Annotated in this window: 2 protein-coding genes; both read left to right on the forward strand. The window is 70.5% G+C overall.

Annotation, left to right across the window (positions count from 1 at the left end):
* Positions 1 to 149 precede the first annotated feature (149 nt).
* Entirely contained in the window at positions 150 to 11,174 is an 11,025-nt protein-coding gene (locus tag AU195_RS04080; RefSeq protein ID WP_059157786.1) for a type I polyketide synthase, read from the forward strand.
* Between the two features lie 150 nt (positions 11,175 to 11,324).
* Positions 11,325 to 15,455: a serine/threonine-protein kinase gene (locus tag AU195_RS04085; RefSeq protein ID WP_082702957.1), complete on the forward strand. Its 4,131-nt coding sequence runs from the start codon at positions 11,325 to 11,327 to the stop codon at positions 15,453 to 15,455.
* Positions 15,456 to 15,491 lie beyond the last annotated feature (36 nt).

Raw genomic sequence — 15,491 nt, forward strand, 5'->3', positions numbered from 1 at the left:
TGCCGACCGGACAATCGGACCGCCGCACCGCGCACATGTGGCCCGAACATGGCCTAGTGTGCGTCCCGGAAGTTGATTTTTGCGTTGCGACAGCGGATGTCACGCAGGGGGTCGTCTCACACCGCGACGCAAGGGAGGACTAGAACGGCATGGAATCTGCCGCACACCCGAACGAACCGGCCAACCGATTTGCCATCGTCGGCTACGCGGCGCGATTTCCCGGCGCACAGGACGCGAACCAGTTCTGGGACCTTTTGCGAGAAGGCCGCGAGGCGATTTCGGAAGTGCCTCAGGACCGCTGGAACGCCGACGACTTCTTCGACCCGGAACCGGGGGCGCCCGGCAAGGTCGTGACCCGTCGTGCGGGTTTCGTCGATGACGTGACCGGGTTCGACGCGCCGTTCTTCGGGATGTCGACGCGCGAGGTCAGATTGATGGACCCGCAGCACCGGTTGTTGCTGGAGACGGCATGGCGCGCCGTGGAACATTCGGGCACCGCGCCAACGGATCTGGCCGACAGCAACACCGGCGTGTTCGTCGGCCTCGCCACCCACGACTACCTGGGAATGGCATCGGACGAGCTCACCTACCCCGAGATCGAGGCCTACATGGCCATCGGCACGTCGAACGCGGCGGCGGCCGGCCGGATCAGCTACCGGATGGGGCTGCAGGGGCCGGCGGTCGCCGTCGACACCGCTTGCAGCTCGTCGCTGGTGGCCATCCATCAGGCGTGCCAGGCGCTGCAGTTGGGTGAATGCGACCTCGCGCTGGCCGGTGGGGCGAACGTGCTGCTCACCCCGGCCACCATGATCACGTTCTCCAACGCGCACATGCTCGCGCCCGACGGCCGGTGCAAGACGTTCGACGCGGCCGCGGACGGTTATGTACGCGGTGAGGGTTGCGGCGTCGTCGTCATCAAGCGGCTCGAGGACGCGCTGCGCGACGGTGACCGGATCCGGGCGGTCATCCGCGGCAGCGCAATCAACCAGGACGGTGCGTCGGGCGGCTTGACCGTGCCCAACGGTGTTGCCCAGCAAAGGGTTATCGCCGACGCCCTGAAGCGCGCCGGTGTCCGGCCCGCCGACGTCGGATACCTGGAGGCCCACGGCACCGGAACATCGCTGGGCGACCCGATCGAGGCCCAGGCCGCAGGTGAGGCGCTCGGCGCCGGACGCGATCCGAACCGTCCGCTGTTGCTCGGCTCAGCGAAGACGAACATCGGACACCTGGAGGCGGCCGCGGGCATCGCCGGCGTCATCAAGGTGATCCTCTCGCTCGAACACGAGACGCTGCCGAAGCACCTCAACTTCACCAACCCCTCCCCACACATCCCCTGGGAACGGCTCCCGGTCGAGGTCGTGAAGGAGACCACCCCCTGGGAGCGCAACGGGGCGCCCCGCATCGCCGGGGTGAGCTCGTTCGGGTTCGCAGGCACCAACGCGCACGTCATCCTCGAAGAGGCTCCCGAGCCGACCGTCGCGCCGGCCGCCTCCGCGCAGACCGGTGAGAGGTTGCGCCTGCTTCCGCTGTCGGCGCGGACACCAGCGGCTCTCGTGCAGATCGCCGATCGGTACCGCACGTGGTTGGCTGCGCATCCGGAGGCCACCCTGGCCGACGTCTGCCACACCGCGGGCGTGGGGCGCGCCCACCTGGAGCACCGGGCGGCATTGGTGGTCGATTCCAGGGAATCGGCCGTCGACCTGCTCGGCGCGCTCGCCGACGATCGGCCCGCGCCCGGCCTGGTTCGGGGCGAGTCCTACGACACCCCGAAGACGGCGTGGCTGTTCACCGGACAGGGCAGCCAGTACCCGGGGATGGCCCGGGAGCTGTTCGACACCGAGCCGGTGTTCGCCGAAACGATGAGGCGGTGCGCGGCCGCCGTCGCCGACGTCCTCGAAAAGCCGCTGCTCGACGTGATATTCGATGTCGGGGCGAGCGCAGTGACGGGAGAGGGTTCCGGCAGCCCGGAGGCCGCCGCGACACTGCGGCAGACGTCGTACGCGCAGCCCGCCCTGTTCGCCGTCGAGATGGGTCTGGCCCGGCTCTGGCAGTCCTGGGGCTTCGAACCCGACGTGGTGCTCGGACACAGCGTCGGCCAGTACTCGGCGGCCTGCGTCGCGGGCGTGCTCGGTCTCGAGGACGGCGCCCGGCTGATGGCCGAGCGCGGCCGGCTCTTCGGCAGCCTGCCCGCGGGTGGCCGCATGGTCGCGGTGTTCGCCGCCGCCGAGCGGGTCGAGAACCTGACCGATGAGTTCCCGAGCCTGTCGGTCGCTGCCTACAACGGCGCCAACACCGTGTTGTCCGGTCCCGCCGCGGATCTGGAGAAGGCGGTGGCCGCCCTGGCGGCCAACGGTGTCCGCTGCGACTGGCTGGACACCAGCCACGCCTTCCACTCGGCGCTGCTCGACCCGATCCTCGACGAGTTCGAGGCCTACGCCCAGCAGTTCGACTACGCCGCGCCGCAGCGCATCCTGATCGACAACCGCACCGGAACCGCGCTCGGCAGGAGTGTGCGCCTCGACGGGGCCTACTGGCGCAGGCACGCGCGTCAGCCCGTGGAATTCGCCAAGAGCGTGCGCACACTCGCCGAACTGAACTGCAAGGTGTTGCTCGAGATCGGTCCGCGACCGGTGCTGACCGCCGCCGCCCTTGCGGCATGGCCCGATCCGGCCACCACACCGCGGGCCATCGCCTCGATGCGGGCGAACACCGCCGACCACCGGCAGATCACCGAAGCCCTCGCCGACGCGTACGTCCTGGGTCACCTGCCCGATTTCGCCGCTGTCCGGGAAGCCGACGCGCAGAAGCTGGACCTGCCCACCTACCCGTTCGAGCACCGCCAGTACTGGTTCCGCGACAAGCAGGCCGACCGTCGCGATCAGGCCGCCGTCCGGGAGCACCATGCCGCGCGCACCGAGACCGTCGGCCTCCTCGAGGACGGCCGGATCCCCGAACTCGCGGCCCTCCTCGGCGACTCCGGCGGTGATCAGCAGGTCATCGATGTCCTGACCCGGCTTGCCGCACAACACAACCGGCAACGGACGAGTCAGTCGATCACCGACGACCGCTACGAGATCCGCTGGGAGGAACTGCCCGCGGCTCGGGGGGAGACCGGCGGGCCGTCCACGTGGATCCTCGTCGGCGACGACACCGACGCCGTCGGCCCCCTGATCGACGCGCTGACCGCACGCGGCGACCGGCACCAGATCGTCGGGTTGCCGGCGACCGACGCCGACGAGGCTCACCTCGTCGACGTGTTGCGGGCCGCCGATGACGATGAGTCGGCGCTGCGGGTGCTGCACGTCGCGGCACTGGAGTCCGCGACCGCACCGTCGATGCGGTCCCTGCTGCGCATGCAGCACCGGATCCTCGGCGGGACGCGGCGGCTGTTCCGTGCCGCGACCGGCACCGGACTGCGTATCCCGATCTGGCTGGTGACCCGTGGCGCACAGCGCGTCACCGCCGCGGACACCGTCGCGCCGGACCAGAGCGCACTGTGGGGGTTCGGACGGGCCGCGTCGCTGGAACTTCCGCACCTGTGGGGCGGACTGGCCGACCTGTCGGCCGGTCCCGGGGCGGGCGAATGGGTTCGGCTGCTCGACCGGCTCACGGCGCCTCCGGCCGCGGTCAGGGAAGACCAGATCGCGTTGCGCGACGGCGCCGTCCATGTGCCGCGGCTGGTCCGGCGCACCGGACAACCCAGCGGAACGCCGCTCCAACTGCGCACCGACGCAACGTATCTGGTGACCGGCGGGCTGGGAGCGATCGGCCTGGAGATCGCCGGTCACCTGGCCGCGCACGGCGCCGGCAACCTGGTGCTCACCAGCAGGCGCATGCCGAGCGAGGCCGCACGGGAACGCATCGACGCGCTGTGCGACCAGTACGGCTGCACCATCCGCGTCCTCGCCGCCGACGTCGCCGATGCGCACGACGTCGCCCGCCTGCTCGCAGGCGGGCGGGCCGATCTTCCGCCGCTGGCAGGTATCGTCCACGCCGCCGGCGAGATCGGCACCACCCCGCTCAGCGAACTGGAAGACGCCGAGGTCGACCGGGTGTTCGCCGGAAAGGTCTGGGGTGCCTGGCATCTCGCCGAAGCCGCGGCCGACCTGCGGCTCGACTTCTTCATCAGCACCTCCTCGATCGCCTCGGTCTGGGGCGGATTCGGCCAGACCGCCTACGGCGCGGCGAACGCCTTCCTCGACGGTCTCGCCTGGCGGTTGCGCGACCAGGGCATCGCCGCGACCAGCGTCAACTTCGGACCGTGGTCGGCGGGTATGGCCGACGCCGAGTCGCGCGCGCGCCTCGAGCAGCGCGGAGTCCGCACCCTCGCACCCGCCGACGCACTGGCCGGACTGGCCGACGTCGTCTCGGGCCCCGCGGCGCAGGGTGTGGTCGCGCGGATCGACTGGGCCCGTTTCCTTCCGCTGTACCAGCAGGCGGGCAGGCGCGCGTTCCTGTCCGAACTGGAGCGTGAAGTGCCGCTCGCGCCGGACGCGGCGCCGGCGGTGACCATGTCCGGGAAGACGCCGCTCGTCGAGCGGCTCGCAGGTGCCCCCGTTCAGCAGCGCAAGCGCCTGCTCACCGACTACCTGCGTGACGCGGTCGCCGAGGTGACGCGCGTCGATCCCTCCGAGATCCGCGAGGACGCCGGATTCTTCGATCTCGGCATGGATTCGCTGATGGCCGTCGAACTCCGGCGGCGCCTCGAACAGGGTGTGGGACACGAGATCCCGGTCACCCTGGTGATGGACCATCCCCGGCTGTCCGACGCGGCCGACTACCTGCTCGGTGAGGTGCTCGGGCTGGCCGAACAGGCGAGCGCCGAATCACGGCCTGTGCTGGCGTCGTTGACCTCCAGCCGGACCGACGATCCGATCGCGATCGTCGCGGTGTCGTGCCGGTTCCCCGGAGCGCCGGACCCGGAGGCCTTCTGGGAGGTGCTCGCCGGCGGCGTCGACGCGATCCGGGAGGTCCCCGAGGACCGGTTCGACATCGACGAGTTCTACGACCCGGATCCGGACGCCGCGGGCAAGACCTACACCCGGTTCGGCGGATTCCTCGACGGGATCGACGGATTCGACCCGGAGTTTTTCGGCATCTCCCCGCGTGAAGCCGTCTGGATCGAACCGCAGCAGCGGCTGATGCTCGAAACGGTATGGGAGGGCCTCGAGAGGGCCGGGTACTCGCCGGCGGACCTGCGGGGCAGCCGGACCGGTGTCTTCGTGGGCGTGGCCGCCAACGAGTACGCGCACCTGCTGTCGTCGGAGTCGATCGAGAAGATCGAACCGCACTTCATCACGGGCAACGCGCTCAACGCCATCTCCGGCCGGGTCGCCTTCGCGCTGGGACTGGAGGGTCCGGCGGTCGCGGTCGACACCGCGTGCAGTTCGGCGTTGGTGGCCGTCCACCAGGCCGTGCAGGCCCTGCACTCCGGGGACTGCGATCTGGCGTTGGCCGGCGGCGTGAACGTCCTGTTGAGCCCGGTGACCGTGGTCGCCGCGTCGCGTGCCAGGATGCTCTCCCCCGTCGGCCGGTGCAAGACCTTCGACGCCTCCGCCGACGGCTACGTGCGCAGCGAAGGCTGCGGCGTCCTGGTGCTCAAGAGGTTGAGCGATGCGGTGCGCGACGGTGACCGGGTCTGCGCCGTCATACCCGGTAGCGCGGTGAACCAGGACGGTGCGTCCAGTGGCCTGACGGTGCCCAACGGCGGTGCGCAGCAACGGCTCATCGGCACGGCGCTGGCGCGCGCCGGGCTCACGGGCGCGGATGTCGACTACCTCGAGGCGCACGGGACGGGTACCCCGCTGGGCGATCCGATCGAGGTGCAGGCCGCGGCCGCCGCCTACGGCGCCTCCCGCGAGCCGGGCCGGCCGCTGCTCATGGGATCGGTCAAGAGCAACATCGGCCACCTCGAATCCGCCTCCGGCGCAGCCGGTCTGATCAAGGTCGTGCTGTCGCTGCAGCACGGGGTGCTGCCGCAGAGCCTGCACTTCGACACCCCGTCGCCGCACATCCCCTGGGATTCGCTTCCGGTTCGGGTGGTGGACGAGGCGGTGCCGTGGCAGGCCAACGGCAGGCCGCGGCGCGCAGGTGTGAGTTCCTTCGGGTTCACCGGAACCAACGCGCACGTGCTGATCGAAGAGGCGCCGCAGGCACCGGTCACCGTGGACGAGGAGCCCGGCGACGACGATCGGCAGGTCCACGTGCTGCCGCTGTCCGCGCGGTCGCCGGAAGCCCTGGTGCAGTTGGCCCGACGGTACGATTCTTGGTTGAGCGCTCATCCGGATGCCGACCTCGCCGGGGTGTGCCTCACCGCCGGGTCCGGCCGTTCGCATTTCGAGCATCGCGCCGCGATGGTCGTGGATTCGGTCGACAGCGCGCGCCAGGGTCTCGCCGACGTGGCCGACAACCGCACGCGGCCCGGGGTCCTCCGGGGGGAGCACACCCACCGGCCGACCACGGCGTGGCTGTTCACCGGACAGGGCAGCCAGTATCCCGGGATGGCGCGGGAGTTGTTCGACGCCGAACCGGTTTTCGCCGACACCGTCACCCGGTGCGCGGACGCGGTCGCGGACATCCTGCCCACACCGCTGCTGGAGGTGCTGTTCGCCGCCGACCGTGAGACCGGGGAACGGTTGCGGCACACGTCGTATGCCCAGCCGGCGCTGTTCGCCGTCGAGATGGGTCTGGCCCGGCTGTGGCAGTCGTGGGGCATCGTGCCCGACGTGGTGCTCGGCCACAGCGTCGGCCAGTACGCCGCGGCGTGCGTGGCCGGCGTGTTCGGCCTCGAGGACGGCGCACGGCTGATGGCCGAACGCGGCCGGATGTTCGGCAGCCTGCCCGAAGGTGGCCGGATGGTGGCGATCTTCGCCGACGCCAAACAGGTCGAGCAGGTTGCCGGAGAGTTCGCGCGGGTGTCCGTCGGCGCCTACAACGGGCCCAACACCGTGCTCTCCGGCCCGGGCGAAGATCTCGAACAGGTTGTCGCCAGGTTCTCCGACGAGGGCATCCGCTGCACCTGGCTGGAGACCAGCCACGCCTTCCACTCGGAACTGCTGGACCCGGTGCTCGACGAGTTCGAGTCGTACGCAGCGCAATTCGAGTTCGCCGCCCCGACCATGCCGCTGGTGTGCAACCGCACCGGTGCGGTGCTCACCGCGCAGAACCCGCTCGACGCGCAGTACTGGCGACGGCATTCCCGCCAGCCGGTGCAGTTCGCCGAGAGTGTGCGCACCGTCGCCGCGCTCGGGTGTTCGGTGCTGATGGAGATCGGTCCGCAGCCGGTGCTGACCGGGGCCGCGGTGCAGATCTGGCCGGAGCATCTGGCCGCCCCGCGGGCGATCGCCTCGCTGCGCAAGGGCGTCGGCGACCGGCGCCAGATCGCCGACGCGCTGGCCGCGGCCTATGTCGGCGGCCACCGTCCCGACTTCGCTGCGCTGCACCGTCACACGCATCGGAAGCTCGAACTGCCCACCTACCCCTTCCAGCGTCGCCGGTTCTGGCCCAAGACCTCGGGCATCACGGTGGACGGCCCCGCTGTGTCGGGAATCCTGGGCAGCGCCAAGGAACTCGCGTCCGGCGACACCGTCTACACGAGCAGGATCTCGGTCAAATCGCAGCCCTGGCTGTCCGACCACGTCATCTACGGCACCGTCGTCGTCCCGGGCGCGACGTATGCCGCGATGGCGCTGGCCGCCGTCGGAACCCCCGCACGGGTCAAGGACGTGTTCTTCTACGAGCCGATCATCCTGCCCGAGAAGGCGTCGCGCGAAGCGCAGCTGACGCTGCGCATGCTCGAGGACGGCGCGCAGAAGTTCCAGGTGCACAGCCGCCCGTACGGCGTGCGGGACGCCGAATGGTCGCTGAACGCCGAAGGCACCGTCGTCCGAGGTGTCGACGACCAACCGGACGCGCACGACGACCCCGTCGACGAGGCGATCGAGCGGTGCAACCGCATGCGTCCGCAGGAGCTGTTCGAGACGTTCGCCGACATGGAACTGGCGTGGGGCCCGACCTGGTCGGGATCGCTGAAATCGCTCTGGCTCGGTGACGGTGAGGCGATCGGCGACGTCCTCGTCGGCGACGAGCTCGCCGAACAACTCGGCGGCGAGCCGATCCACCCGGTGCTGATGGATCTGTGCACCGGCGTCGCCTTCCCGGCGTTCCCGGCACTCCTGGCCGCCGAGCAGGGGGTGAGCGATCTGTTCCTGCCGCTGCGGTACGGCCAGGTGATGCTGCGGGAGAAGATGCCCCGGCGGTTCTACTGCCGGGCGCGGTGGCACCACAGTGCGCTGGACAGCGAAACGCAGGTCTTCGACCTCGGTTTCATCAGCCGCGACGGCCGCCCGCTCGGGGGTATCCGCGAGTTCACGGTCAAACGCGCACCGCGCGAGGCGCTGCTTCGCGGCCTCGGCGGCGACGCCACCCGGCTGCTCTACACCCTGGGCTGGCACGAGGTGCCCCTGCCCGCAGCCGATTCCGCGACACCGAGCGGCACCTGGCTGATCGCCGGGTTCGACGAACTGGCCGCCGCGGCGCCCGGGTGCGTCCCGTTCGACCGGACCACCGACCCGGAGCTCCTCGGCGGACTGCTGGTGGACGCGCACAGGCGCGGTATGGCGTTCTCCGGTGTCGTGTGGCGCAGTGCGGCACCGAGGCCGGACGAGTCGACCGCCGACGCCGCCGAGCGGATCGAGACCGAGATCGCCAACCTGCTCAGCGCGGTGCACACCGTGCAGGGCGGCGGCGTGACGCTGCCGAACGGCCTCTGGATCGTCACCGAGCGGGCCGTGGCCACCGAATCCGGCGAACCCGTCGATCCGGTGCAGGCCGCGCTGTGGGGTCTCGGGCGCACCACGATCAACGAGGAACCGGCGCTTCGCTGCAGACTCGTCGACTGCGACGGATCCCCGGAGGCGGTGGACGCCATGGCCGGCCTGCTGGCCACCCCGGTCGACGAGCCGGAACTGGCACTGCGTCAGGGCAAATTGCTGGCATCGAGGCTGTTGCACTGGGCGCGCAGCGGCCACCTCACGGTGCCCCGGGCGTCCGACTACGTCCTGGCTCCGACCGAGCGCGGCGCGATCGACAACCTGCGGCTCACCGAGACGGACGTGCCACCACCTGTCGAAGGCTACGTGCAGGTGCGGGTGGAGGCTGCGGGCCTCAACTTCCGCGATGTGCTCAACGTCCTCGGTCTCTACCCCGGCGACCCGGGGCCGATCGGCGGTGACTTCGCAGGCATCGTCACGCAGTTGGGCGACGGTGTCACCGGACTCGAAGTGGGACAACGCGTCTACGGCTTCATGCAGGGCGCGTTCTCCAGCCGGTTCAACGTGCCGGCCCAGTTGCTGGCGCCGATCCCCGACGGCGTCGGTGCGGTCGAGGCGGCGACGATCCCCGCTGCGGCGCTGACGGCCCGCCTCGCGTTCGACTGGGCACAGCTCGAGCCCGGCGACCGGGTGCTGATCCACGCCGCCAGCGGCGGCGTCGGCCTGGCCGCGATCCAGCTGGCCCAGCAGCACGGCGCCGTCGTGTTCGCGACCGCCAGTACGTACAAGCGCGCGACCCTGCGCAAGATGGGTGTGGAGTACGTCTACGATTCGCGCAGTACGGATTTCGCCGACCAGATTCTGGCGGACACCGACGGCGCCGGCGTCGACGTGGTGCTCAACAGCCTGACCAACGAGGGGTTCGTCGAAGCGACCGTGCGTGCCACTGCGCAGAACGGCCGGTTCGCCGAGATCGCCAAACGCGACATCTGGACACACGAACAGATGTCTGCGGCCCGTCCCGACATCTCCTACGAGATCGTGGCGCTGGACACGGTGACCCTTCAGGAGCCGGAGCGCATCCGGGGGCTGCTGGGTGAGGTGTCGGACGGACTGGGCAAGGGCGAGTGGGCACCGCTGCCCGCGGAGATCTATCCGGTGACCGAGGCTAGGGCCGCGTTCCGCCGCATGCAGCAGGCGCGCCACATCGGCAAGATCGTGCTGCAGATGCCGCATCCGCTGCAACCGCGCGGTGACCGCAGCTACCTGATCACCGGGGGGTTGGGCGCGATCGGTCTGCACACCGCGTCGTATCTGGCCCAGCTCGGTGCGGGTGACATCGTGTTGACCAGCCGTCGGGAACCCGACGTCGACGCGCAGCAGGTGATCGACGAGATCACCGAGCGCCACCGGTGCCGCATCCACACCTTCGCCGCCGACGTCGGCGACGAGTCCCAGGTCGAGGAGCTGCTGGAACGCATTCGCGCGGAGCTGCCGCCGCTGGCCGGGGTGGCACATCTGGCCGGTGTCCTCGACGATGCGCTGCTGTCCCAGCAGAGCGTGGAGCGGTTCCGAACCACGTTGGCGCCCAAGGCGTTCGGCGCCCTCCATCTGGACCGCCTCACCAGGGACGACGATCTGGACTTCTTCGTCGTGTCCTCGTCGGTGTCGAGCCTGTTCGGATCCCCCGGTCAGGCCAACTACGCGACGGCCAACGCGCTGCTCGACGGCCTGGTCGCACAGCGGAGGGCGCACGGCCTGCCTGCCACCGGTGTCAACTTCGGGCCGTGGGCACAGGGCGGGATGGCCTCGTCGGAGGCCGCCACCGCCAACATCAGTGCGCAGGGCCTCATTCCGTTGGAACCGTCCGCGGCGCTGAGCGCGCTCGCCGAGGTCGTCGCCAACGGCACCGGCCAGGCCACCGTGATCAAGGCCAACTGGCAGCGTGCGGCCAAGGTGCTGGGCGCGTCCCGGCCGCCGATCCTCGATCTGGTGCTGCCCCGCCCCGAAGGCGAGGTGACCGGCGACAGCGAGTTGCTTCGGCAGTTGCAGGAGATCCCCGTGCCGCAGCGCGCCGGGTTCGTCACCGAGTTCCTCCAGCGGGAGGTGCAGAACTTCCTCCGGCTCGCGCAGCCGCCCGCCGCGACGAGCCGGTTCCTGGATCTCGGTACCGACTCGCTGATGGCGATCGAACTCCGCAACCGGTTGCACAGTCAGTTCGGCGGCGCGTTCACGATCAACGCGACCGCGGTGTTCGACTACCCGACCATCGGGGGGCTCGCCGAGTACCTGGTGGGTCAGCTACCCGATGCCGAGACGCCCGAACCGGCTGCACAGCCGGCCACCGAGCCGGCGGCGGACGTCGAGGACGGCGCCGATGCCCCGGTGGCGCAAGGCGGTTAGTTGCCAGGACTCCGCGGCGGCGCCGACTCCGGTCGACTATTGCGTCGTCAAGGGGATCCGAGACCGGCCCCGTGAAGTAACTGCGTCGGCATCTGCGCGGCCTTAGGGTGAATCGACCGCGTGATCGCTGACGGTTCCTGGGGGCGGACAGTGGACGGCATACCTTTCGGCCGCTACCTGCTGGTCGAACTCATGGGCCGGGGCGGGATGGGCGAGGTCTGGCGGGCCCACGACACGTCGACCGACCGCACGGTGGCGGTCAAGGTGCTGCCCGCCCACCTCGTGCACGACACCGAGTACCGGGCGCGGTTCCTGCGTGAGGCGAATACGGCGACCCGGCTCAGCGATCCGCATGTCGTGCCGATCCACGGTTTCGGCGAGATCGACGGCCGCCTGTACGTGGACATGCGGTTGATCGAGGGCCGCGATCTCCACCGACTTCTCGCCGACGGGCCGCTGGACCCGGCCCGGGCGGTCATGATCGTCGACCAGGTGGCCGCCGCTCTGGACGCCGCCCATGAATCCGGGCTGGTACACCGCGACGTGAAACCGTCCAACATCGTGGTGACCGCATTCGACTTCACCTACCTCATCGACATCGGCATCGCCCGGCCGATCGACGACACCGGTCTCACGTCGGTCAACAGGGCGGTCGGCACCTTCTGCTACATGGCACCGGAGCGGTTCCGCGACGGACGCGGCGACGCGCGGTCGGACACCTACGCGCTGGCGTGCGTGCTCTACGAGTGTCTGACCGGATCGCGCCCCTTCCACGGCGACAGCCTCGAACAGCAGATCGCCGGCCACCTCATGACCCCACCGCCCAGACCGTCGACCGTCCTGCCCGGCGTGCCCGAGAAATTCGACGCCGTCATCGCCAGGGGGATGGCCAAGGACGCCGACGAGCGCTATCAGACGGCCAGGGAACTGGCCCATGCCGCCCGTGCGGCCGTCACGACCACGCTCACCTCGTCGACGCGCGCGGGACGCCACCGTGCCGACCAGATGGGCACCGACGAGGCTGTCACCGTCGACTGCGGAGCGGGACGTCCGGCGCCCCTGGGGTTTCCCACGCTGCCGGATGCCGGTGAGAGGCCGCGGACAGGGTCGTCGATCGACGAGTTGCTCGATCACACGGTCTCGGCGATCCACCGGGGCGAGGGCTCGGGCGACCCGGCGCCGCCTGCCCTCGAGGCCGACCGGGCCGACCCGGACGCCGAAGACCTGCTCGCCGCGCCGGCCGAACCCGGGGAGATCAGGCGGCTGACCATCATGTTCGCCGACCTCGTCGACTCCACCGTCCTGTCGACCGAAGTCGAGCCCGAGACCTACCGCCTCCTCGTCGGCCGGTACCGGGATCAGGTGCTGCGCATCATCGCCAAGTACGAGGGCCACGTCGGTTCCACCAAGGGCGACGGCCTGCTGATCGTCTTCGGCTATCCCGTCGCGCACGAGAACGACGTCCGGCGCGCGGTGCAGGCCGGCCTGGAGATCACCCGTGACGTCGCGCGCTTGAGCGATCAGGCCGAGCGCCGGTTCGGCCTCCGCATCAACGTGCGGGTGGGCGTGCACCGCGGGCTGGTGTACCTCGACACCGCGCAGGACGACGTGTTCGGGCTGGCGGCCAACATGGCCGCCAGGGTCTCGGGCCTGGCCCCGCCCGGCAGCGTCGTGGTGTCCGATTCGGTGGAACCGCTGGTGAAGGAGTCCTTCGAACTGGAACCGCTGCCCCCGGCGCCGGTGAAGGGCGTCAAAGGGCTCATCAGCCATTCCCGGGTGGTGAGCGAACGCGCGGAGTCCTCGCGCGGGCCGACCGGACCGCTCGTGGGCCGCGAGCGCGAGATGTCGCGCCTGCGCAGGGGTTGGGTGCGGGCCCAGGCCGGGACGCTGACCACACCCGGTGTGGTGATCCGTGGAGAGGCCGGGATCGGCAAGAGCCGCCTGGTGACCGGGGTCGTGGAACTGGTGGAGGCCGACGGAGGCACGGTCATCGATCTGGCCGGGTCACCGTTCCACGCCGACGTCGGATTGCACCCGGTGCGCACGCTGCTCGAACGCCGTTGCGGCATCACGCGTTTGACCGAACCGGGGCGGCGACTCGAACTCCTGCGCGCCGAGCTCGCGCTGCGGGGTCTGGACCCCGACATGTTCGTCGCGCTGCTGGCACCCGTCCTGGGCGTCGCACCCGGGCACGGCTACGAGGCGTCGCCGTTCGACGGCCGCAAGCTGCAGGAGGAGATCGCCGCTGCGGTGCTCCGGTATCTGTCGGCCGGCATCGGCGACGCTCCGGCCCTGGTGGTCGTCGAAGACGGCCACTGGCTCGACCCGTCGACACTCGAGCTGATCGGCGAGATGCTGCGCACCGCAGGCGGCCGGCTGCTCGTCGTCATCACCGGCCGGCACGGCGGCTGGCTCCCCGACGACTGGCCCGTCAAGGTCTTCGACCTGGTGCCGCTCACCGACGATCAGGTGGACGCACTGATACTCGCGCTGGATCCGACCGTCACCGCCGAGGAGCGCACCGCCGTTCGCGAGCGATGCGACGGGATCCCGTTCTACATCGAGCAGGTGGTGAGCGGGCTGGGCCAGACCGGTCCCGACGAGAACCGGCCGACGGTGCCGGACCCGCTCTACGAGCCGTTGTTCGCCCGCCTGCTGACCCGGCCCAACGTGGTGCCCGTCGTCGAGGCCGCCGCCGTCATCGGACGACAGGTCGACCGCGGGCTGCTGATCGCGGTGTCCGGCCTCGCCGAAGACGACGTCGACGACGTCATCGACGAACTCGAGGACGCCCAGGTGCTCGAACCCCAGGGCGCGGGCGGGTGGCGGTTCCGGCACGAGCTGCTCCGCGAGGTCGCCGCCGAGCTCGCACCACCCAGCGTGCGACGGGATCTGCACGGCAGAGCCGCCGACGCGTTGATGGGCGGCGCCACGGGCGACCCCGACTGGCGCCTGGTGGCCACGCACTACGAGAACGCGGGCCGGTACGTCGACGCGGCCGCGGCGTATCGCGAGGCGTCCGCCGCGGCACGCCTCCGCGGCGCGCTGACCGAAGCGCGTACCTACCTCACCCACGCGCTGTCGGAGCTCGAGAAGAGTCCCCCCGGGGCGGCCCGCGACCGACTCGAGATCCGGCCGCGACTCGAACGCGGATTCCTGGCGGCCGCCATGGAGGGCTACCAGAGCGTCTCCGTGGCCGATGATTTCGAGCGTTGCCTCGCGTTGGCCGGAACCGATCTGCGCAACGACGACGTGTGGTCCACGTTGGTGTCGGTGAGCAGCTACTACATGTCGCGCGCCGACCTCGACCGAGCCGCCCAGATCCTCGGGCTCGCCGAGTCCGCGCCCGACGCCGGTCGGGCCTGGCTGCTGCCCGCCATCAACGGCGCGCTCGGCACCATCGCCTTCGTGCGCGGTGAGATGACGGCGGCCCGCGACTATTTCGGCAAGGCCCTGGTGAGCGTCGCGGTCGAGGACCGCCGGCGCATGAGTGACCTCTGGTACGTCCCCCACGACCCGGTGTCGATGGCCCACGAGCATCTGGCGATGGACCGCCTCTGGCACGGCGACCTGGCCGGCGCGGAGGCCGCGACCGCCGCCGCGCGGGACCGCGCGCTGGAACTGGGGGTCCCGCTCGGGCCGTACAACGTCGTCAACGCGATCGACATGGAGATCTGGATGCGCGTGGACGCCGGTCAGTTCGACCGGGCCCGCGCACTCGTCGCCGAGATGATCGAGAAGGCCGAGCATCACGGGTTCGACTTCTGGCAGCTGTTCGGGGCGACCGAACAGTGCATGGTCGACGCCGAGATCGCGCTGTCCCACCCTGATCCGGACCGCACGGCTCTCGAGGCGCTGATCACGGCCATGACCGAGTTCATCGACTTCTGGCGCGCAGTGGGGCTGTACATCTACCAGACTCACTACGACTGCGTGCTCGCGAAACTGTTGACGGCCGCCGGCCGCTGCGACGAGGCGCGACAGCGGATCGCCACGGCGCTGCAGATCGCCACGGACACCGGGATGCACTTCCACGACGCCGAACTGCTCCGGGCACGGGCACATACACAGCCCGAGATGGAGGCCCGCACCGCGGACCTGGCATCGGCGAGGGAGTGGGCCCGCAAACAAGACGCCCCGCTGCTCGAGTTGCGCGCTGCGCTGGACGACTTCGATGTGCGCGGCGCGGCAGCGCGGGACGTCCTGGCGGCCGCGGCGAAACGCCTGCCCGCAGACGGCGCGCTGCCGGAGATCACCCGCGCCAGGGCGCTCCTGCGCTGATCCCCCACGCGTTCCCCACACGGCGAGACGGCCCTC

Origin of the sequence: Mycobacterium sp. IS-1496 (assembly GCF_001499995.1) — a bacterium.
Classification (GTDB): domain Bacteria; phylum Actinomycetota; class Actinomycetes; order Mycobacteriales; family Mycobacteriaceae; genus Mycobacterium.

Excerpts from the sequence above, each read along its gene's own strand:
- AU195_RS04080 (WP_059157786.1), top strand. The coding sequence starts at position 150 with ATGGAATCTGCCGCACACCCGAACGAACCGGCCAACCGATTTGCCATC.